Annotated in this window: 15 protein-coding genes; 8 read left to right on the top strand and 7 right to left on the bottom strand. The window is 72.3% G+C overall.

What is annotated here, in order from left to right; all coding sequences use genetic code 11:
• The 3 genes from BLS56_RS07695 (at window position 1) to BLS56_RS07685 (ending at window position 3,132) form a co-directional block, all read left to right on the top strand.
• The gene (locus BLS56_RS07695; protein ID WP_228771451.1) at window positions 1-1,647 is read left to right on the top strand and encodes an AMP-binding protein; all 1,647 of its coding nucleotides are present in this window, start codon (window positions 1-3) and stop codon (window positions 1,645-1,647) included.
• Window positions 1,644-2,123: a carboxymuconolactone decarboxylase family protein gene (locus tag BLS56_RS07690; RefSeq protein WP_091449310.1), complete on the top strand. Its 480-nt coding sequence runs from the start codon at window positions 1,644-1,646 to the stop codon at window positions 2,121-2,123. Before BLS56_RS07695 ends, BLS56_RS07690 begins: the two co-directional genes overlap by 4 nt.
• Before the next feature lie 139 nt (window positions 2,124-2,262).
• Window positions 2,263-3,132 carry an alpha/beta hydrolase family protein gene (locus BLS56_RS07685; RefSeq protein WP_091449211.1) on the top strand — a complete coding sequence of 290 codons (870 nt, stop codon included), beginning with the start codon at window positions 2,263-2,265 and terminating at the stop codon, window positions 3,130-3,132.
• Here BLS56_RS07685 and ispH read toward each other — a convergent pair.
• The 4 genes from ispH to BLS56_RS07665 all read right to left on the bottom strand — a co-directional run bounded on the left by ispH (window position 3,095) and on the right by BLS56_RS07665 (window position 8,516).
• A complete protein-coding gene (gene ispH / locus BLS56_RS07680) occupies window positions 3,095-4,384 on the bottom strand; it encodes a 4-hydroxy-3-methylbut-2-enyl diphosphate reductase (protein WP_091449210.1) in 1,290 nt (429 codons plus the stop codon). The genes BLS56_RS07685 and ispH overlap by 38 nt on opposite strands.
• A gap of 116 nt (window positions 4,385-4,500) precedes the next feature.
• Window positions 4,501-5,544 (bottom strand): family 2 encapsulin nanocompartment cargo protein polyprenyl transferase, encoded by a 1,044-nt coding sequence (locus BLS56_RS07675; RefSeq protein ID WP_228771468.1) that lies wholly within the window; start codon window positions 5,542-5,544, stop codon window positions 4,501-4,503.
• 127 nt (window positions 5,545-5,671) lie between these two features.
• Window positions 5,672-7,069 (bottom strand): family 2B encapsulin nanocompartment shell protein, encoded by a 1,398-nt coding sequence (locus tag BLS56_RS07670; protein WP_228771449.1) that lies wholly within the window; start codon window positions 7,067-7,069, stop codon window positions 5,672-5,674.
• A gap of 46 nt (window positions 7,070-7,115) precedes the next feature.
• Window positions 7,116-8,516 carry a family 2B encapsulin nanocompartment shell protein gene (locus BLS56_RS07665; RefSeq protein ID WP_091449209.1) on the bottom strand — a complete coding sequence of 467 codons (1,401 nt, stop codon included), beginning with the start codon at window positions 8,514-8,516 and terminating at the stop codon, window positions 7,116-7,118.
• Window positions 8,517-9,026: 510 nt separating this feature from the next.
• On the opposite strand from BLS56_RS07665, the gene BLS56_RS07660 reads away from it, so the two are divergent.
• On the top strand, window positions 9,027-9,770 hold the full coding sequence (locus BLS56_RS07660; RefSeq protein ID WP_091449208.1) for an SDR family NAD(P)-dependent oxidoreductase: 744 nt from the start codon (window positions 9,027-9,029) through the stop codon (window positions 9,768-9,770).
• Between the two features lie 436 nt (window positions 9,771-10,206).
• On the opposite strand, the gene BLS56_RS07655 is transcribed toward BLS56_RS07660, so the two are convergent.
• The gene (locus BLS56_RS07655) at window positions 10,207-10,395 is read right to left on the bottom strand and encodes a hypothetical protein (protein WP_091449207.1); all 189 of its coding nucleotides are present in this window, start codon (window positions 10,393-10,395) and stop codon (window positions 10,207-10,209) included.
• A gap of 97 nt (window positions 10,396-10,492) precedes the next feature.
• On the opposite strand from BLS56_RS07655, the gene BLS56_RS07650 reads away from it, so the two are divergent.
• From BLS56_RS07650 to BLS56_RS07640, 3 genes are all read left to right on the top strand, one after another.
• Window positions 10,493-10,879: a hypothetical protein gene (locus BLS56_RS07650; RefSeq protein ID WP_091449206.1), complete on the top strand. Its 387-nt coding sequence runs from the start codon at window positions 10,493-10,495 to the stop codon at window positions 10,877-10,879.
• Entirely contained in the window at window positions 10,872-11,276 is a 405-nt protein-coding gene (locus BLS56_RS07645) for a hypothetical protein (protein ID WP_091449205.1), read from the top strand. Before BLS56_RS07650 ends, BLS56_RS07645 begins: the two co-directional genes overlap by 8 nt.
• Window positions 11,277-11,473: 197 nt before the next feature.
• Window positions 11,474-14,341 carry a helix-turn-helix transcriptional regulator gene (locus tag BLS56_RS07640; protein WP_091449204.1) on the top strand — a complete coding sequence of 956 codons (2,868 nt, stop codon included), beginning with the start codon at window positions 11,474-11,476 and terminating at the stop codon, window positions 14,339-14,341.
• 168 nt (window positions 14,342-14,509) lie between these two features.
• Here the strand turns inward: BLS56_RS07640 and BLS56_RS07635 are convergent, their stop codons facing one another.
• Both BLS56_RS07635 and BLS56_RS07630 read right to left on the bottom strand, forming a co-directional pair.
• Complete coding sequence (locus tag BLS56_RS07635) at window positions 14,510-15,532, bottom strand: helix-turn-helix domain-containing protein (protein WP_091449203.1); 1,023 nt, start codon at window positions 15,530-15,532, stop codon at window positions 14,510-14,512.
• A complete protein-coding gene (locus BLS56_RS07630; RefSeq protein WP_091449202.1) occupies window positions 15,529-16,299 on the bottom strand; it encodes a thioesterase II family protein in 771 nt (256 codons plus the stop codon). The genes BLS56_RS07635 and BLS56_RS07630 overlap by 4 nt, the downstream gene beginning before the upstream one ends.
• Window positions 16,300-16,569: 270 nt before the next feature.
• On the opposite strand from BLS56_RS07630, the gene BLS56_RS07625 reads away from it, so the two are divergent.
• The gene (locus tag BLS56_RS07625) at window positions 16,570-19,110 is read left to right on the top strand and encodes a helix-turn-helix transcriptional regulator (RefSeq protein ID WP_091449201.1); all 2,541 of its coding nucleotides are present in this window, start codon (window positions 16,570-16,572) and stop codon (window positions 19,108-19,110) included.
• Window positions 19,111-19,139: the final 29 nt, after the last annotated feature.

Genomic DNA, 19,139 nt, shown 5'->3' with positions numbered 1-19,139 from the left:
GTGAAGAGCAGAAAACAAGCAGTGTGGAAGACCGCCGCCGCGGACCGTCGCAGAAGCAAGCCCGGCGACCTGGGCACGCTCTTCGACGACCTGCTCGCCCGCGGAACCAAGACCGTGGTGCACCTGAGCAGGCCGCTCGACCTCGCCCCCGGCCACGGCACCCGCTACGACATCCCCGCGCTGGCCGCCCTGGTCCGCGCCACCGCGGGCTGGCTGCACGCCGCGGGCGTGCGGCCCGGCGACCGGGTCGCGGTGGTGAAGGAGAACCACTGGGACTACGTGCTGCTCGCCTGCGCCGCGGCCCGCATCGGCGCGGTCCCGGCGCTGCTGTCGGACCACCTCACCCCGGAGACCGCGCAAATCCTGCTCAAGCGGCTCGACCCGGCGCTGCTGGTGACCACCTGCACCGTGCTCGACCACGCCCGCGACAACGAGACCGACCTGACCGCGTTCGCCCGGCGCACCGTCACCCTCGACGGGCCGCACCCGGGCACCCTCCCGCTGGCCGACCTGCGCGGCCACGAGCCGCCGCCGCCGGTTTTCCGCGACGCCGACGATCCGCTGGTCGTCAACCACACCTCCGGCACCACCGGGATGCCCAAACTGGTCGTGCACAGCACCCGCACGCTGATCCAGGGTATCGCCGCCGCCGAGGCGACCCGGCTGCCGATCGTGTCCAGCCGCAAGCGCGACACGGTCTGCTCCGCCATCGCGTACTGCCACGGCCGGGCGATCCCGTGGACGGCGAGCGTGCTGTGGCTCGCGCCGCGCAAGGTCGTGGTCATCGCGGAGCCGGAGCCGCACGAGGCCGAGCCGACCCTGCGCGCGCACCCGCCGACCACCCTGGAGGCGCTGCCCTCGACGTTCGTGCGCTGGCAGCCGCTGGCCGAGGGCGCCGACAACCCGTTCCACGACGTCCGGCTCTACGTCAGCACGTTCGACGCCATGCACCCGCCCACGGTCCGCGCGTTCCTCGCCGCCACCCGGCGGCGGCCGGTGTGGGTGCAGGTGTGGGGGCAGACCGAGACCGGGCCGCTCACCATCCGGCTGCTCACCCGCCGCTCGGTGGCCGAACGCGACCGTCGGCACCCCACCACCCGCAACCTCGGCAGGCCCGTCCCCGGCCGCGTCCGGCTCCGCGTGGTCGACCCGCGCACGTTCCAGGACGTGCCCACCGGCCGCCCCGGCCTCGTCCTCACCCGCACCAGGGTCCGCTGCCTGGACTACCTGGGCGAACGCGACCGCTGGCAGGCCAAGGCGTCCGGCCCGTGGTGGAACACCGGCGACGTCGGCGTGCGCACCCGCGGCGGCTCGTACCTGCTGCTGGACCGGGAGGTCGACGTCCTGCCCGGCCAAAGCTGCGTCGAACTGGAGGACGTCTTGGAGGACCGGGTGCCCGACGCGGTCGAGTGCGTCGTGCTCGGCACCCCGGGCAGGCTGCCGGTCCCGGTCGTGGTCACCAAGAACGGGGTGCTCGACCAGGACGCCTGGCACGACGCCCTGCGCGACCTGCCCGCCCTGGCCGACCCGGTCGTGCTGACCTGGGACCAGGTGCCGCGCACCGGCACCGGCAAGGTCCGGCGGATGGAGCTTCGCTCGCTGATCCGCAGCGGCCAGGACACCTTCGGCACCGGGCAGTGGACATGAGTGGCCCGGGAACCGACCTGGCCCGCCCTCGGGTGGCTGTGACGTCGGCCGCACCGGAGCTGTACCAGAAGCTGATCGACCTGCACGTCACCGCCGAGCGCCAGGCCGTCGAGGCTGGGCTGGCCGCTGGGCTCGTCGCGCTGGTGCGGGTGCGGGCCTCGCAGCTCAACGGCTGCGCGTTCTGCGTCGACCTGCACACCAGCGAGGCCGCCGGGCACGGCGAGGACACCCGGCGGCTGCACGCGCTGCCCGTGTGGCGGGAGAGCGGCCTGTTCACCGCACGTGAGCGGGCCGCCCTGGCGCTGACCGAGGCGATCACGCTGCTGGCCGAGACCCGGGTGCCCGACGCGGTCTACGCCACAGCCGCCGCCGAGTTCTCCGAGCCGGAGCTCGCGCAGCTGGTCTGGGCGGTGACGGTGATCAACGCGTTCAACCGGCTGGCGGTGACCAGCCGGATCGGCCCGCGACCACGCTAGGCCGTTTGGCCTACGTGACAAGCCCTGCCCTGCGGTTTGTCGCTTTGTGAGCTCTTGTGGCCGCGCCATTTCCCCGGCATGTCCGAGTGTTTTACGGTGGGCGAACATCACGAGACGCTCAACGTCGGGGAGCCCTGCCATGTCTCTTTCCGCTCAACTCGGAAAGCGCGCGCTAGGTGTGGCTACCGCTGTGTTGCTCACGGCGGGAACGCTGGTCGGCACCGAGGCGTTCGCCGACGAGAACCCGTACCAGCGGGGACCAGAGCCGACCGCCGACGCGCTGGCCGCCGACGCCGGGCCGTTCGCCGTCACCCGGGCCGCGGTGCCCGCGGGCCACGGGTTCGGCGGCGGCACGGTCTACTACCCGTCGGACGACAGCCAGGGGACGTTCGCGGGGATCGCCGTGGCCCCCGGCTACGTGGAGTCGCAGAGCGCCGTCGCCTGGCTGGGGCCCCGGCTCGCCTCGCACGGGTTCGTGGTGATCACCATCGACACGAACACCCGGTTCGACCAGCCGGAGTCGCGGGGAACGCAGCTGCTCGCGGCGCTGGACTACCTGACCGGGTCCAGTGCCGCCAAGGCCAGGGTGGACCCGGCGCGGCTCGCGGTGATGGGGCACTCGATGGGCGGCGGCGGGGCGCTGTCCGCCGCGGCGAAGCGGCCCGGCCTGCGGGCGGCGGTGCCGCTGGCGCCGTGGAGCACCAGCAAGGACTGGTCGCGGGTGCGGGTGCCGACGCTGGTGGTCGGCGCCGAGCGGGACGCGATCGCCTCGGTGGGCGCGCACGCCGAGCCGTTTTACCAGAGCCTCGGCGGCGAGAAAGCTTATCTGGAAATGAACGAGGCGGACCATTTCGTCGTCAATTCCGCCACACCGACGGTCGGCACTTTCACGGTGTCCTGGTTGAAGCGTTTCGTGGACGACGACACGCGTTATGAGAAGTTCCTGTGCCCGGCGCCGAGCCCGAGCCAGCTCATCTCGGAGTATCGGGACACCTGCCCGCATTCCTAGCGCCCGCGGGCAGCGTGAACTGGAGGGTCTCCCGGCTCGTCTCGTGTTCGGTGACCTCGGTGGGACCCAGGCCGCGCAGCGCCTCGACGATCTCGTCCACCAGGCGGGGCGGCGCGGACGCGCCAGCGGTGATGCCGACGATCCGGTTGTTGATCAGCCAGTCCGGCCGGATGTCCCGGGCGTCCTCGACAAGGTAGGCCGGGGTGCCCTGGCGGCGGGCCAGTTCGACCAGCCGCAGCGAGTTGGACGAATTGGCCGACCCGACCACCAGAACCAAATCGGCGGCGCTGGCGATATCGCGCAGCGCCTCCTGCCGGTTGGTCGAGGCGTAGCAGATGTCGTCTGAGCCGGGGGCGCGCAGGGCGGGGAACCGGGCGCGCAGGGCCGCGATGATGTCGGCGGTCTCGTCCACCGCGAGGGTCGTCTGCGTCAGGTATGACACCCGCAGCGGGTCGGGCACGTCGAGGGCCAGCACGTCGTCCACGGACTCCACCAGGACCGTGCGCTCCGGCGCCTCGCCCAGGGTGCCCTCGACCTCCTCGTGCCCGGCGTGGCCGATGAGGACGACCGTGTCGCCGCGACCGGCGAACCGGCGGGCCTCCGCGTGCACCTTGGTGACCAGCGGGCAGGTCGCGTCGATGACCTCCATGCCGCGCTCGGCGGCTTCCGCCCGCACGGCGGGGGACACGCCGTGCGCGGAGAAGATCACGGTCGCGTGGTCCGGGACGTCGTCCAGGTCGTCGACGAAGATCGCGCCGCGGGACTCCAGGTCGGACACCACGTGCGTGTTGTGCACGATCTGCTTGCGCACGTACACCGGCCCCTCGCGCTGCTCCAGCACGTTCTCGACCACGTCCACGGCCCGCTCGATCCCGGCGCAGAACGAGCGCGGCGCGGCCAGGACCACCTTGCGCGGGCCGCTGGCCGCCAGCCACGCGCCCATCGCCGAGCGGGCCGCGAGCCGGGCCCGCCGGTCGCCGCCGCGCACGACCACGCCCAGGCCGGTTCCGCCGTCGCCGAGGGTCACCCAGGTGGTGTCCATGTTCTGCCGGACCGCGGTGATGTCCACGACGCCGCCGACGCTGCGCACGCCCTGTCTGCGCAACTCGCCCTCCACCAGCACCGCGGCCGGACACCTGAGCACGGCGGCATCGGCCTCAGCGGCGCCAGTGATGCCTTGCAACTCCCGGGCGACAAGGACGGCACCCGCGGGCAGCGGGTCGGACGGGCCCAGCGCTGGAGTTGCGGTCATCGACTCGGATCTCCTCGGATAGCACAGTTCGGATGTGACAGTCACCAGTGACGGCGGCGCGACGGCCTGCCGGGTCGGGCAAGGGGGGACCAGGGCGCAAGGGGGACAAGGGGGGATCAGTGGTCTCGGTGGCAGGCCAGCTCGGCCAGGGCGGTGAGCTCGGCCTCGGCGTCCGGGGTCGGGCGGGCCGCCCGGAGGTGGTCGATGGCGTCGGAGAGCAGGGTGTTCGCCCGGGTCTGGGTCCAGCTCCGCCCGCCCGCGCGCTCGATGAGCTCCGCTGCGCGCACCAGTTCGGCCGCCGAGAGCGACGCCTTGCGGTGGTAGAGCGAGCCGAGTTCGCGGGCCGCGGTGGTCTCCGAGGCCAGGGCGGCCACCACGGGCACGGACTTCTTGCGGTTCTCCAAGTCCGAGTACACCGGTTTGCCGGTGGCCGACGGGTCGCCCCAGACGCCGAGCAGGTCGTCCACGAGCTGGAACGCGAGGCCGAGGCATTCGCCGTAGCCGCGCAGGTGGTCGACCTGGTCGGGCGCGGCCCGGCCGAACAGGGCGCCGAGAGCGGCCGAGCAGCCCAGCAGGGCTCCGGTCTTGCCCTCGGCCATCCGCACGCACTCGGCCAGGCCGACGTCGGCGCGCTTCTCGAAGGCCAGGTCGGCGGCCTGGCCGTCCTGGACGGCCAGGACCGCAGCGGACAGGATGCGGGCCCCCTCCTGGGCGTTCGGGTGGTCGCTGCGGGCCAGGACGTCGAAGGCGAGGGTGAGCAGCGCGTCACCGGCGAGGATGGCGCTGCCGAGGCCGAAGACGCTCCACGCCGTGGGCCGGTGCCTGCGGGTGCGGTCGCCGTCCATCACGTCGTCGTGCAGCAGAGTGAAGTTGTGCACCAATTCCACCGCGACGGCGGCGGGGAGCGCCTCGGCCTGCGTGCCGCCGACGGCCTTCGCCGCGGTGAGCACGACCGCGGGCCGCACCGCCTTGCCGCTGTCCGCGGTCGCGGCGCGGCCCTGCTCGTCCCACCAGCCGAAGTGGTATCCGGCGACGTGGCGCATCGACTCGGGCAGCGTGTCGACGGCCGCGCGCAGGGCCGGGTCCAACAGGGTCCGGCTGTGCGCGAGCACTTCCCGCGCGGAGCCATGCCCTGGTGGTTGCACCTCGACGGTGGGCAGCACGATTCGGTCCCTTCTGCGGTCTCTTGTGGACGTTCCCGGCCGGGAACCGGCCGGGAACGTCAAGGTGGGCCTGGCGGGTGAACGACGGGATCAGTACCCGATCACCACAGTCCGGTCATCACATCTACCGTCCGATTTGGACGCTTTCCAGAACGCCGAGCGCGTCGGGGACCAGAACCGCCACGCTGTGGTAGGCGCTGACCAGGTACGACATGACCGCCTTGTCGCTGATGCCCATGAACCGCACCGACAGGCCCGGCTGGTACTCGTCCGGGATGCCGGTCTGGTGCAGGCCGATCACCCCTTGGTCGGACTCGCCGGTCCGCATGACGATGATCGAGGTCGTGTTGGTGTCGCTGATCGGGATCTTGTCGCAGGGCAGCAGCGGCACCCCGCGCCAGGCCATCACCGGCCTGCCCTGCACCTCGGTGGTGGCCGGGTAGAGGCCGCGCCGGTTGCACTCGCGGCTGAATGCGGCGATGGCCCGCGGGTGGGCGAGGAAGAAGTCCGACCGGCGCCTGCGGGAGAGCAGCTCGTCGAGGTCGTCCGGGCCGGGCGCGCCCTCGCGGGTGTGGATGCGCTGGCGCAGGTCGGCGTTGTGCAGCAGGCCGAAGTCGCGGTTGTTGACCAGTTCGTGCTCTTGGCGCTCGCGCAGCGCCTCGATGGTCAGCCGCAATTGCTGCTCGACCTGGTTCATCGGGTCGTTGTAGAGGTCGGCGACGCGGGTGTGGACCCGCAGCACGGTCTGCGCGACGCTCAGCTCGTACTCGCGCGGGCTCATCTCGTAGTCCACGAACGTGCCCGGCAGCTCGACCTCGCCGCGGTGGCCTGCCGCCAGCGCGATCTCGGCCTCGCCGTGCTTGTTCCGCGGCGGCTGCGGCATCGCGCGGATCAGCTCCACGTGCTCGCGCAGCTCGGGGGACCGCTCCTGCAGCGCCAGGAACTCCTGCCGGGACAGGGTCATCACCGTGCAGGACGTGTTCGTCCGGACAGTGTGCTCCCAGGTGGTGTCCTGGTCGATCAGGGCGCGCTCGCCGAAGTACTCGCCGTCGGCGAGGATGGCGACCGCGGCCTCGTCGTCGTAGTGGCCCGGGGCGAACTTGGTCACCTTGCCGTGCGCGATGAGGTGCAGCGTGTCGGCAGGCTCGCCGCCGCGCACGATCACCTCGCCGGGGCCGAACTCGCGCTGGGTGAAGCGGCCCGCCAGCTCCGCCAGCGCCTCGTCGTCGTCGAAACCGCGCAGCAGCGACAGTTCCCGCAGCTCCGGCGGGACGATCGAGATCTCGGCCCCGACGTTGGTGAAGCTGACCCGGCCGTCGCCGAGGGTGTAGGTCAGCCGCCGGTTCACCCGGTACGCGGCGCCCCTGGCCTCGACCCAGGGCAGCATCCGCAGCAGCCAGCGGGAGGTTATCTCCTGCATCTGCGGGACGGACTTGGTGGTGGTGGCCAGATTGCGCGCGGCCGAGGTGCTCAGGCTTTGCTGTTGGTGCTGGGTGACATCGGGGTCGAGGAGACCGGTCACGCGTGATACCGCCAATCGGTAAGTCGGAAATCGGTGCGGCGCTGGGTCAGAGGCCGATCTGGACGTCTTCGAGGATTCCCAGGGCGTCGGGGACCAGCACCGCCGCCGAGTAGTAGGCGCTCACCAGGTACGAGGTGACGGCCTTGTCGTTGATCCCCATGAACCGCACCGACAGGCCGGGCTCGTACTCGTCGGGGAGGCCGACCTGGTGCAGGCCGATCACGCCCTGGGCCGCCTCGCCGGTGCGCATGAGCATGATCGAGGTCGTGCGGGTGTCGCTGATCGGGATCTTGCTGCACGGCAGCACCGGAATGCCGCGCCAGGCCGGGACCTTGTGCCCGCCGATGTCCACATTGGATGGATAGATGCCGCGCTTGCTGCACTCGCGGCCGAACGCGGCGATCGCGCGCGGGTGGGCCAGGATGACCGACGGGTCCTTCCACACCTTGGCGAGCAGCTCGTCCATGTCGTCCGGAGTGGGCGGGCCGGTGCGGGTGCGGATGCGCTGCCGGACGTCGGCGTTGTGCAGCAAGCCGAACTCGGGGTTGTTGACCAGTTCGTGCTCTTGGCGCTCGCGCAGCGCCTCGATGGTCAGCCGCAGCTGCTGCTCGACCTGGTCCATCGGCTGGTTGTAGAGATCGGCGACGCGGGTGTGGACGCGCAGGACGGTCTGCGCGACGCTCAGCTCGTACTCGCGGGGGAACTCCTCGTAGTCCACGAACGTGCCGGGCAGCTCCACCTCGCCCTCGTGGCCCGCGGCGAGATCGATCGGGACCTCGCCGCCGCTGTCGTCGACGCCCGCCGCGATGACGGCCTCGACGTGCGCGCGCAGGGCGTCGTTGCGCTCCAGCAGGTTCTGGAAGTCGGCGCGGCGCAGCGCGAGCACGGTGGTCCTGGTGGCCGCGCGGGCGGTGAAGTCCCAGATGCGCTCTTCGACCAGGCCCCACTGGTCGAAGTACTCGCCGTCGGCGAGGACGTCCACCACGGGCTCGTCGTCGTACTCGCCCGCGGCGTGCTTCTCGACCTTGCCGTGCGCGATGATCAGGAACCGGTCCTCGGCGTGGCCCCACTCGACCAGCGTGTCGCCCGGGGCGTACTCCTCCTGGGTGAACAGCCCGGCGATCGTGGCGAAAGTGTCCTCGTCATCGTCGAAGTCGCGCAGGAACGTCAGTTCCCGCAGGTCGCCGGGAACAACGCGGGCGTGTGCGTTCGTGCGGTCCACGGTGATGCGGCCGTCGCCGACGAGGTAGGTGCGGCGCTGGTTGACCCGGTACGTGCCGCCGCCGACGTGGGTCCAGGGCAGGACGCGCAGCAGCCAGCGGGAGGTGATCTCCTGCATCTGCGGGACGGATTTGGTCGTGGTGGCCAGATTCCGTGCCGCCGCGGTCCCCAGGCTCTGCTGTGGCGCGGCCCCGTCGCGGTCGATGGGGGGCAGGGTATCGGTCACTGTGCTACCGCCAATCCTGTTGTGCTTGTGCTTGCCGAAGATCTGTTTGAGAGCGGGTCCGTCCGGTGACCGGGTGGGTGGGCGTGCCGGTTGTGGGCGTGGCCAGGCAGGCGGCCATGTCCGGGGGAAGGGGAATGGGGGATTTCGGGTAGGATGCGGAACCGGGATGCCGCAGGCTGCCGGTTTGGCCCTGCCCCCAGTGTCCCTGCCCCAGTGTCGTTTATGGATCTGCCTCTGGATCGCCGTCGTCTCGAGATCGCCGTTGAGTGCTCGAGATGTCGTTTCGCCGCCTTCGGTTGTCGAACGGGTCGAAGCTAGCACCGGAATTTTGTGGCCGTACAGTCCCCGAATGGGCTGGTGATAACCACTGTCAAACCACCCGATTCGGCCCCGGTGCAGACCTGCAGTAGTCATTGAGTGGATCTATCACTCGATCTTGTACTGCACTGCGACGAAGTGGTGAACGGCCCGCCTGATCGTGGCATCCGCGGGGACGGCACACTGGGCGGAATGATCGCAACGGTGGTGGTCCTCGGCGGCCGCAGCGAGATCGGAACAGCCGTCGCCCGACGCCTGGTGGCGGCAGGCGCCACCACGGTCGTCCTGGCCGCCCGGCGATCCGACGACCTGGACACCGAAGAGGCCGCCCTACGCCAGGCGGGCGCGACCAAGGTGAGCCGAGTCGAGTTCGACGCCGACGACCTCACCACCCACGAGGCGGTGTTGACGGACATCATGTCCGCCCACGCCCCCGTCGACGCGGTGGTGCTCGCCTTCGGCATCCTAGGCGACCAACCCCAAGCCGAACGCGACGCAGCACATGCTGTCAAGATCGTGCACACTGATTACGTAGCCCACGTCAGCGTCCTCACCCACCTGGCAAACCTCCTGCGGCGGCAGGGAAGCGGCACCCTGGTGGTCTTCTCCTCGGTAGCGGGCATCCGCGTCCGACGGGCCAACTACGTCTACGGTTCGGCCAAGGCGGGCCTGGACGGCTTCGCCAGCGGCCTATCCGACGCACTGCACGGCAGCGGTGTTCGCCTGCTCCTGGTCCGTCCCGGCTTCGTAGTGGGCCGGATGACCAGCGGAATGTCCCCCGCCCCCCTGTCAAGCACCCCGACCCAGGTGGCCAAGGCGACGGTGAGCGCACTACAGCGGGGCAGGGGAGAGGTGTGGGTCCCCTGGCCCCTGCGCCCCCTGTTCTTCTGCCTACGCCTGCTACCCCGCCCCCTCTGGCGTCGAATGCCCCGCTGACCTCCACCAAGGAACCCGCCACGTCCCCTACGACGGCGAGTTATCCACCGGCCAGCCGCCCCCTCTTTCCCCCCCGCTGACCTGCGACGATAGGATGGATCAGGGACGGTCCCCCAGGGCGGGTGGGCTTTGGTGTGGGGCCGTGGGGCGGCGAAACGGGCGAACAAAGGCTCCTTCGCAGGGCACGGTTCGACGCGATGCCGCTTGCCCCCACCTGCCGCTATTGGGCCATCCGACAGGTCTTCTCCGCTGCCAAGCCCGCAGGCATGGTCTCCCATCTGTCTGGCCGATCCCCACCTGTCTGGCCGCGCGCGGATTCACCCACCCGGCGGTTTGCCCACCCAGCACCCCGCGCATCCGCCAGGCCGCCCCGCGACCTGCCTGGCACTCACCCTCGCTTTGCCTGCTGCCAGTGGGAAAGAAGGAGCGCACCCGCCTACCGCACAGGTTCCTCGGCGGGCAGCGCGGCTGCGGCCTCGCGCAGCGCGGGCAGGGCGTCGGGCAGGCGCTCGGGAGCCGTCAGGCAGTCGAGCAGATGGCCGCGCACCTCGTCGGGCAGCATCGTCACCTCATCCAGTCCGGCGCCGCGTCCGTTGACCGGTACGTCGTCAACGTGGTGGCCCACGTGACGGCGGCGTGGCCCCGATCGGGTGGCGTGCGGTGCGGCGTGCGACGCTTTCGGGCAGCCCGCTGGCCGCCACACCCGCACGAGGTCCACCGCGATGATCGAACCGCTGTCCACCGCCCTGATCTGGGTGGCCGTGGGCGCCGCGCTCTGGGCGCTGGTCCTGGTGCTGCTCAACCGCCCGCTCCCGCTGGACCGCCGCGACGGGCAGCTCTATCTGGGGCTGCTCGGCCTGCTGGAACTCGGGCTGCTCGGGCAGGCGGTCGCCGGGTTCGTCAAGCTGGCAGGCGCCGAGCACGAGGTGGCGGGGCTGTCGTTCGCGGGCTACCTGCTGGGCGCGCTGCTGATCCTGCCCGTCGCGGTGTTCTGGTCGCTGGCCGAGCGCACCCGGTGGGGCACGGCGGTGCTGGTCGTCGGGGCGCTCGTGGTGCCGGTCATGATCGTGCGGCTCGACCAGATATGGACGGCGGCGGGCCGTGGCTGACCTGCGCGCCGCGACCAGAGGCGGCCCCGGCAGGCTCCTGATCGCGGTGTACGCGGTCTTCGCGCTTTCCGCCTGCGCCCGGTCGGCGGTGCAGATCGCGACCCGATTCGACCGCGCGCCGCTGGCCTACCTGCTTTCCGCTATCGCCGCCGCGGTCTATGTGATCGCCACCGTCGGCCTGGCCAAGGGCAGCCGGGTGTCGCGGCGGATCGCGGTCGTGTCGTGCGCGGTGGAATTGGCGGGCGTGCTGGCCGTGGGCACGGCGAGCCTGGTCGTGCCGGAGGCGTTCCCGGACGCCACCGTCTGGTCGGTGTTCGGCCGTGGGTACGGGTTCGTGCCGCTGGCGCTGCCGGTCCTGGGACTGGCCTGGCTCCGGCACAGCGCCCGCGGGCAATGAAGCCTATTTTCCGCCGCTGATTCGACGGCCGGGGAATTGGTGCGGCATTCGTGCCATTTTCCTTGCTCCATTCGGGCGCTTGCTCACCTGATTGTTCCACACTGTTCACTCTGTCAATTGGCAAAACTTCCACACGTGCGGACGCTGCCGATAGATTCTGGTAACGGGGAATTGTGAGCACACGACGAGGGCGACGCATGGCGCTGATCGAAAGACACCGGGAATTGACAACTCTGACTCGGCTCTACGCCGACTGCGTGCGCGCCAGGGGCCGGGTCGCGCTCGTCAGCGGCGGCGTGGCCAGCGGAAAGACCGCGCTGCTCGCCGAGTTCGCCGAGCACATGGTCGCCGACGGGGCGATCCTGCTCACCGCGACCGGCGCCCGCGCGGAGCACGCCGTGCCCTTCGGCGTGGTGACGCAACTGGCCCAGAGCCCCGCGTTACCCAGGGCCGTCGCCGACCACATCAGCGATCTGCTGAGCGGCGACGGCAGCGCGGCCATCGAGGCCACCACGGCCACGGCCGACCCGGTCGCGATCGGCCGCGCGGGCGCCCGCGTGCTCGACGGCGTGTGCGCCGCCCTGCTCGACCTGGCCAAGGACCGCCCGGTGGTCATCGAGGTCGACGACGTCCAGTTCGCCGACGGGCCGTCCCAGCAGGCCCTGCTCTACCTGCACCGGCGAATGCGCTTCGCCCGCGTCCTGGTGGTCCTCACCGAATGGGCCCTGCCCCGGCCCACCCAGGCGGCCTTCCGCGCCGAAGTGACCCGCCAGCCCAACACCACCCACCTGCGGCTCGCCCCACTCACCCGGGCGGGCGTCGCCGACCTGCTCGCCACCCGGCTCGACCCGGCCGCCGCGCGTGCCCTGGCCCCGGCGCTGCACGCGGTGAGCGGCGGAAACCCGTTGCTGGTCAAGGCACTCATCGACGACCAGTCGGCTGGCACAGAACACCGCGCGCGGGTCGCCGTCGGCCGGGAGTTCGCCCAGGGCGTCCTCGCCTGCCTGCACCGCTGGGAACCCGTGCTGCCCGCCGCCGCCCGCGCCGTGGCCCTGCTCGGCGACGCGGGAACCCCCGACCTGGTGGGCGCGCTGCTGGAGATCACCCCCGACTCGGCCGCGCAGGCGCTGGACGTGCTGGTCACCGCGGGGCTGCTGGACGACGACAAACGCTTCCGCCACCCGGTGGCGGCAACCACCGTCCTGGACACCCTGACCCCGGCCGAGCGCGGAGCGTCGCACCTGCGCGCCGCCCACCTGCTCTACCACCAGGGCGCTCCGGCGGACGCGGTCGCGACCCACCTCACCGCCGCTGACACCGCCCACGGCCGCGCCGCGGGCGGCGAGCGCGAGGACCACGCCGAACTTGCCGACCGGGGCGGCTTCTCCGACTCCGGTGACCTCGGCGGGCCCTGGGCGGTGGCGGTGCTGCGGCACGCCGCCCGGGAAGACCTCGTCGCGGACCGGGTGGAACTCGCGGTGCGCAGGCTGGAACTGGCCGCGCGCGCGTGCGCCGACGACGCCGAGCGCGCCGACATCACCACCCTGCTGCTGCGCGTGGAGTGGCGGCGCGACCCGTCCGCCGCCGCCCGGCACCTGGCTCCGCTGCGCGCCGCCCGGTCGGCGGGCAGGCTGGCGGACCACAACGCCGTGCACCTGGCCAAGTTCCTGCTCTGGTACGGCCACACCGAAGAGCTGGCGGGCACCCTCGCGGGCATGGCGGCCGCGGGCGAACTGCCCGCGGCGGGACAGTTCAGCCTGGTCTTCCACTGGCTCGCGTTCCTGTACCCGCCGGTCGTGGCCGGTGTGCCCGCGCCGCTGCCCGACCAGCAGGCCCCGGTCCTTGCCGACCCGTGGACCCGGGCGTCGGCGATGCTCGACCGCGTCCGGGTCGGCGGCGCGCGCGCGGAGATCGTCACCGCGGCCGAGCACATCCTGCAGAGTTGCAGGCTCGGCGAGCAGACGCTGGGCTCGCAGCTTTCCGCGCTGGCCGCGCTGGTCCACGCCGACCGCAACGACCGCGCCGCGCACTGGTGCGCCGCGCTGCTGGCCGACGCGACCGCGCGCGGCGCGCTGACCTGGCAGGCCGTGCTCGGCGCCCTGCGCGCGGAGATCGCGCTGCGCCAAGGCGACCTGCCCGCGGCGGCCGAGCACGCCCGGGTCGCGTTCGACCGGCTGACCGGGCCGGGCTGGGGCGTGGCGGTCGGGGTGCCGCTGTCGACCCGGGTCGCCGCCGCCACCGCCATGGGCAAGCACGACGAAGCCGCCGCGCTACTGCGTGCCCCTGTTCCGGACGCGATGTTCCAAACCCAGTTCGGTCTGCACTACCTGCACGCACGCGGGATGCACTACCTGGCCACGGATAAACCGCACGCCGCTCTCGGCGACTTCCAACGCTGCGGCGAGCTGATGACGGGCTGGGACCTCGACCTGCCCACCCTGGTCCCGTGGCGGTCGGGCGCGGCGCAGGCGCTGCTGGCGCTGGGCCACCGCGACGACGCGCGGGCGCTGGCGGCCGAGCAGCTCACCCGCCCCGGCAACGACGGCGCCCGCACCCGCGGCCTGTCCCTGCGCGTCCTGGCCGCAGCGTCGCCGCCGGACCGCCGGGTGGGCTTGCTGCAAGAGGCGGTGGAACTGCTCCGCGCGGGCGGCGACCGCTGCGAACTGGCCCGAGCCCTCCTGGACCTGAGCCAAGCCCACAACACCACCGGCGACGGCGAGAAGGCCCGCACCCTGGCCCGCCGCGCCCTGCAACTCGCCAAGGCCTGCGGAGCAGGCCCCGTCAACCGCGACCTGGTCTCCCGCGCGGCCCTGGCTCGCGCTCCCTTACCCGAACCCTCCGACCACGACGCGGGCCTGTCCACCCTCAGCGAAGCCGAACGCCGGGTCGCGGTCCTGGCGGCCCTGGGCCACACCAACCGCGAAATCGGCGGCAAGCTCTACATCACGGTCAGCACTGTCGAACAGCACTTGACCCGCGTGTACCGGAAGTTGAAAGTCACCCGCCGCACGGATCTCCCGGCAGGCCTACCCGGCCAGCTCTTAGCCGCTGCGGACGAACGCTGATCTAGTGACTCGGCAGGCACCCTCGCGGCCGAGGCGGAACAGCCCCGCGTGCGCGGGGAAGGCACTTGTTGACCTGCGGGTTTACGAATCGGAACGGTGTCTTGAACGTACTTTCAGTCGAGCTTGAGCCTGTGGGCCGGTCGGTCGATGCCTGCGTCGGGAGTGATGTCAGTGGCCCCCGTTCCCCATCCGATCGACTCGGTGGATGACCCGGGTGCCGGTGGGGCGCAGGGTTTCACGGCGGTACTCACTGGGGGTGGTGTGGAATGCGGTGCGGAAGGAACGGGTGAAGTCGGCGTGGTGGACGAAGCCCCAGCGGGCGGCGATCCGGTGGACCGGGACCATCCGCTGAGTGGGGTCTGCCAGGTCGCGGCGGGCGTGTTCGAGGCGTTGGCGGCGGATCCAGCCCATGACGGTCTCGCCGTTTTCCTGGAACAGGCGGTGCAGGTAGCTGGTCGAGATGTGGTGGGCGGTGGCGATCGAGTCCCGGGACAGGTCGGGGTCGTGCAGGTGCTGCCGGATGAAGGACTGGACGCGCATCAGCAGGGTGCGCCGGTAGGTCTCGGGTGGCAGGGCGCGGTCGGCTTCGAGGGTGTGCGCGAACAGCGCCGCGACCAGGTCCGCCAGCACCGTGCCCAGGCGGGGTTCGTCGCCTGCCTGGTAGCCGGAGGTGTTCTCGGTCAGGCGGACGAGGAAGCCCGCGAGCAGGGCGCCGATCCCGGTGCGGCCGGACAGCGGGCGGCCGATGACGTCGTTGGCGCTGCGCCGGGGCAGGGGGACCAGGGACTTGGGGACTTCGACGCCCACCGATTTGATCACGTTCGCAGGGCCGCCGGTCCAGATGGTGCACGGCTGCGACGAGCTGTTGTAGTGCAGGTCGTAGGGGCCGTAGCTGATCTCCCGGTCGCCCCAGGACGCCGTGGCCGCGCCGTTGAGGACCAGGGAGAGGTGGTAGACGTCGGGGTCGGACTGGCGGATCAGCTTCGGCGTCCGGTGGAAGGTCACCGCGTGGAACGTGACCGGCCACACCGACACCGCGCCGAAGCTCAGCGTGCGCTGGCAGGCGTGGAAGTATTCCGGGTTGTCGCTGGTCAGGTCCATCGGGGCGTGCGTGCGGCTGAGCAGCTCGCGCCAGTAGGCCAGCCGATCGGCGGCGGGCACGTCCTCGGTCCGGAAGACCGTCTCGATCATCGGTCCAGGATAGTCACCGACTGTTCGATGTGTCGGGAGACGCGTTCGGTCACGGTGGGGACGGCGGCGTTGAGGTAGAAGTGGCCGCCGGGGAAGATCTCCAGGTCGAAGTCGCTTTCGGTGTGGTCGGCCCACATCCTGGCCTCGTCGGCGGTGACTTTGGGGTCGCTGTCGCCGATCAGGGCGCGCACCGGGGTCCGCAGCTTCGGGCCGGGGGAGGGGCGGTAGGTCTCGGCTGCCTTGTAGTCGCTGCGGATCGAGGGCAGCACCATGCGCAGGATCTCGTCGTCGTCCAGCAGCTGCGCCTCGGTGCCGTTGAGGCGCTTGATCTCGGCGATCAGGCCCGCGTCGTCCAGTTGGTGGTTGCGCTCGTCGCGGAACGCGCTGGGCGCGCGCCTGCCGGAGGCGAACAGGCCGTTGACGACCGTGCCGCGCTCCTGCAGCCGCAGCGCCAACTCGAACGCCACCGACGCGCCCATGCTGTGCCCGAACAGGGTCAGCGGCTTGTCGGTCCACGGCTCCACCACGTCGGCGAGCTGGTCGGCCATCTCCGCGATCGTCTCCAGGCACGGCTCGTGCCTGCGGTCCTGCCTGCCCGGGTACTGCGCGGCGAGCACCTCGACGCGCGGGGCCAGCGACCGTGACACCGGGAAGAAGTAGCTCGCCGAGCCGCCCGCGTGCGCCAGGCACAGCAGGCGGGCGCGCGCCTCTGGCGCCGGGTGGAAGCGGCGCAGCCACAGGGCGTCGGTGTCGGCGGTTGCTGCCATGGTCGCTGGTGTCCCTTCACATCACGGGTCCTGCCGGTCCTCCACCCGATGTTGCCATGGCCGCCCCCTCCGCCGTCGGCTTTCCCGCCAGTCGACCGGCTTCACCCCTATCGCCCCCTATTCCGGGTGCTTTTTCTTCCCGGTTGCCGATTATGCCGTCGTTAACGGGAAAATCTCCTGGCCGCGACGGCAGGCAGCTTCTCCCGCGCTGTTCTCGGGAGTAGATTGCGCAACGCGAACGCCGCTCGCGGGGGGTGGAGGGATGGCCGCATGATTCTGGTGGAACGCGAGGCCGCGCTGGCGGCGCTGACCGAAGCCGCCGCGGAATCCGCGCGCGGCGCGAGCCGGGTCGTCGCCGTCACCGGCGGGCTCGCCAGCGGGAAATCCGGGTTGCTCGCGGTGTTCGCCGACCAGGTGGCCGACTCCGGCGCGCTGCTGCTCACCGCCACGGGGTCGCGCGGCGAGCGCGGCATCCCGCTGGGCGCGGTGCGGCAGTTGACCTCGGGTCTGCCGCTGCCCGCGGCGGCCGGGTTCGTCGAGCGGGTGCTCGCCGCGGCCGAGACGGCCCCGGTGGTGCTGGCCGTGGACGACATCCAGCACGTGGACTCCGCGTCGCTGCGGGTGCTCGCCGCGCTGCGCGACCGCGGCGCCCAGGCGCGGGTGCTGCTGGTGCTCACCGAATGGGAACCGCGGTCCGGCCACGAGCTGAGCGCAGGCGCCGACCGCAGGGTGCGGCTCGGGCCGCTGAGCCCGCGCGGCGTCGCCGACCTGCTGGCGGCGGAACTGGGCGAGGCGGCGGCCGCGTCGATGGCCGACGCGTGCCACCGGCTCAGCGGCGGCAACCCGCTGCTGGCGCACGCGCTGGTCTCCGACTACCGCGCCGACCCCGACCCAGGCGGGGAACCGGTGGTGGGCATCGCCTTCCGGCAAGCCGTCCTGGGCTGCCTGCACCGCTGGGGGCCGCGACTGCTGGCCGTGGCCAGGGCGCTGGCCGTGCTCGACGGGCAGCCGCTGCCGGGCCTGATCGCCGACCTGACCGGCCTCAGCCGCGCCACGGTGTCGCGGATGACCGGGATTCTCGCCGCCGCCGGTCTGCTGTCCGGCGGGCGGTTCGGCCACGAGGTCGTGCGGGACGCGGTGCGCGACAGCCTGTCCCGCGACGAGGCGACCCGCCTGCGGCTGCGCGCGGCCGACCTGCTGCGCCGCCGCGCGGCCGCGCCGGGGGAGATCGCGCGCCAACTCGTCGCGGCCGGACGCGTCGGCGGCGGCTGGGGCGTCGAGGTGCTGCGCGCCGCCGCGGCCACCGCGATCGGCCGCGACCACACCGAGTTCGCCGTGCGGTGCCTGCGGATCGCGCTGCCGGAGGTGACCGGGGCCGAGCGCGCCGCGGTGGCCGCCGACCTCGCCCGCGCCGAGTGGCGGCACAACCCGGCTGGCCGCGCGTGCCCGCAGGACGTGGACCCGGCGACCGCGGCCAGGTACGCGCTCTGGCACGCCGACCCGGTGGCCGTCCCGGCGCTGCTGGCCGCCGTCGCGGAGTCCGACCCGCACGCCGCCGCCGGGCTGCGGCTCGCCGACGAGTGGATCCGGGGCGCGCGCCTGCCGCGGCCGCAGCCGCCGCGCGGCGGGTCGGTCGCCCTCTGGGAGCGGTCCGCCGCCGCGCTGACCCCGGCGCTGCTGCGCGGCGACCTCGCCGAGGCCGCCCGCGACGCCGAACGGGTGCTGCACGGCTGCCCGCTGGACGACTGGACCGTGGAGGTCCTGGCCGCGGCGCTGACCACGCTCCTGCACGCCGACCAGGTCGACCGGGCCGCGCACTGGTGCGAGGAACTGTCGCGCCAGGCCAAGTCCCGGCGCGCGACGACGTGGGTGGCGCTGTTCGGCGCGGTCGGCGCGGACATCGCCCTGCGCCGCGGCGCGCTGCGCACCGCCCGCGCGCTGGCCGAGGAAAGCCTGCGCGCGTTGCCCGCGCGGGCCTGGGGCGTGCTGATCGGGTTGCCGCTGGCCACGATGCTGCTCGCGGACACCGCGCTCGGCGCGCACGACAGCGCGGCGCTGCGCGAAGTCGCCCCGGACGCCATGGTCGACACCCTGATCGGCGTGCGCTACCTGCGGGCGCGCGGCCACCACTACCTGGCCACCGACCGGGTGCTGGCCGCGGTTGCCGATTTCCAGGCGTGCGGCCGTTTCCTGACCCGGCACGGCATCGACCTGCCCGCGCTCGCACCGTGGCGCACCGACCTCGCCGAGGCCCACATCCGCCTCGGCGGCAGGCGGGTGGCCGGAAACCTGGCCCGCAGGCAACTGGACCTGCCCGCGTCGGCGAGCAGGCACGCCCGCGGCCGCTCCCTGCGCCTGCTGGCGGCGGCCACCGACCGCGTGCACGGCCCCAGCCTGCTGCACGAGGCGGCCGAAGAGTTCCGCGCCGCGGGCGACCGGTTCGCCGTCTCCGTCGCTCTCGCCGAACTGAGCAGACAGCTCACCGAACGCGGCGAGCACACCCGCGCCCGGCGCGTCGCCAAGGCCGCGGCCGACGAAGCCCGCGCCTGCGGAGCCGCCAACCTCGTGGACCGGCTCCTGCGCCACCCGACCAGCCTGCCACCGACCTCCGCCACCACCCTCAGCGAAGCCGAACACCGAGTGGCCGCTTTGGCCGCGTTGGGCCACACCAACCGCGAGATCGCGGATCGCCTCCACATCACGGTCAGCACCGTGGAACAACACCTGACCAAGATCTACCGCAAACTGGGCGTGTCCCGCCGAGAGGACCTGGCAAGCCACCCCGACCGAGCCCGCAACCCAGGCGCGTGACCGCGCTGGTTCTTTCGCCGCACGACTTC

Source organism: Actinokineospora iranica, from assembly GCF_900101685.1.
Lineage (GTDB): Bacteria > Actinomycetota > Actinomycetes > Mycobacteriales > Pseudonocardiaceae > Actinokineospora > Actinokineospora iranica.
Note: the sequence above shows the minus strand (reverse complement) of the source record. Positions and strands in the feature narration are given on the sequence as shown.

Bases quoted from the DNA above. Each gene is read 5' to 3' on its own strand.
- BLS56_RS07630 (WP_091449202.1), bottom strand. From the start codon at position 16,299: ATGGCAGCAACCGCCGACACCGACGCCCTGTGGCTGCGCCGCTTCCAC.
- BLS56_RS07685 (WP_091449211.1), top strand. From the start codon at position 2,263: ATGTCTCTTTCCGCTCAACTCGGAAAGCGCGCGCTAGGTGTGGCTACC.
- BLS56_RS07625 (WP_091449201.1), top strand. From the start codon at position 16,570: ATGATTCTGGTGGAACGCGAGGCCGCGCTGGCGGCGCTGACCGAAGCC.
- BLS56_RS07690 (WP_091449310.1), top strand. From the start codon at position 1,644: ATGAGTGGCCCGGGAACCGACCTGGCCCGCCCTCGGGTGGCTGTGACG.
- BLS56_RS07660 (WP_091449208.1), top strand. From the start codon at position 9,027: ATGATCGCAACGGTGGTGGTCCTCGGCGGCCGCAGCGAGATCGGAACA.
- ispH (WP_091449210.1), bottom strand. From the start codon at position 4,384: ATGACCGCAACTCCAGCGCTGGGCCCGTCCGACCCGCTGCCCGCGGGT.
- BLS56_RS07640 (WP_091449204.1), top strand. From the start codon at position 11,474: ATGGCGCTGATCGAAAGACACCGGGAATTGACAACTCTGACTCGGCTC.
- BLS56_RS07650 (WP_091449206.1), top strand. From the start codon at position 10,493: ATGATCGAACCGCTGTCCACCGCCCTGATCTGGGTGGCCGTGGGCGCC.
- BLS56_RS07635 (WP_091449203.1), bottom strand. From the start codon at position 15,532: ATGATCGAGACGGTCTTCCGGACCGAGGACGTGCCCGCCGCCGATCGG.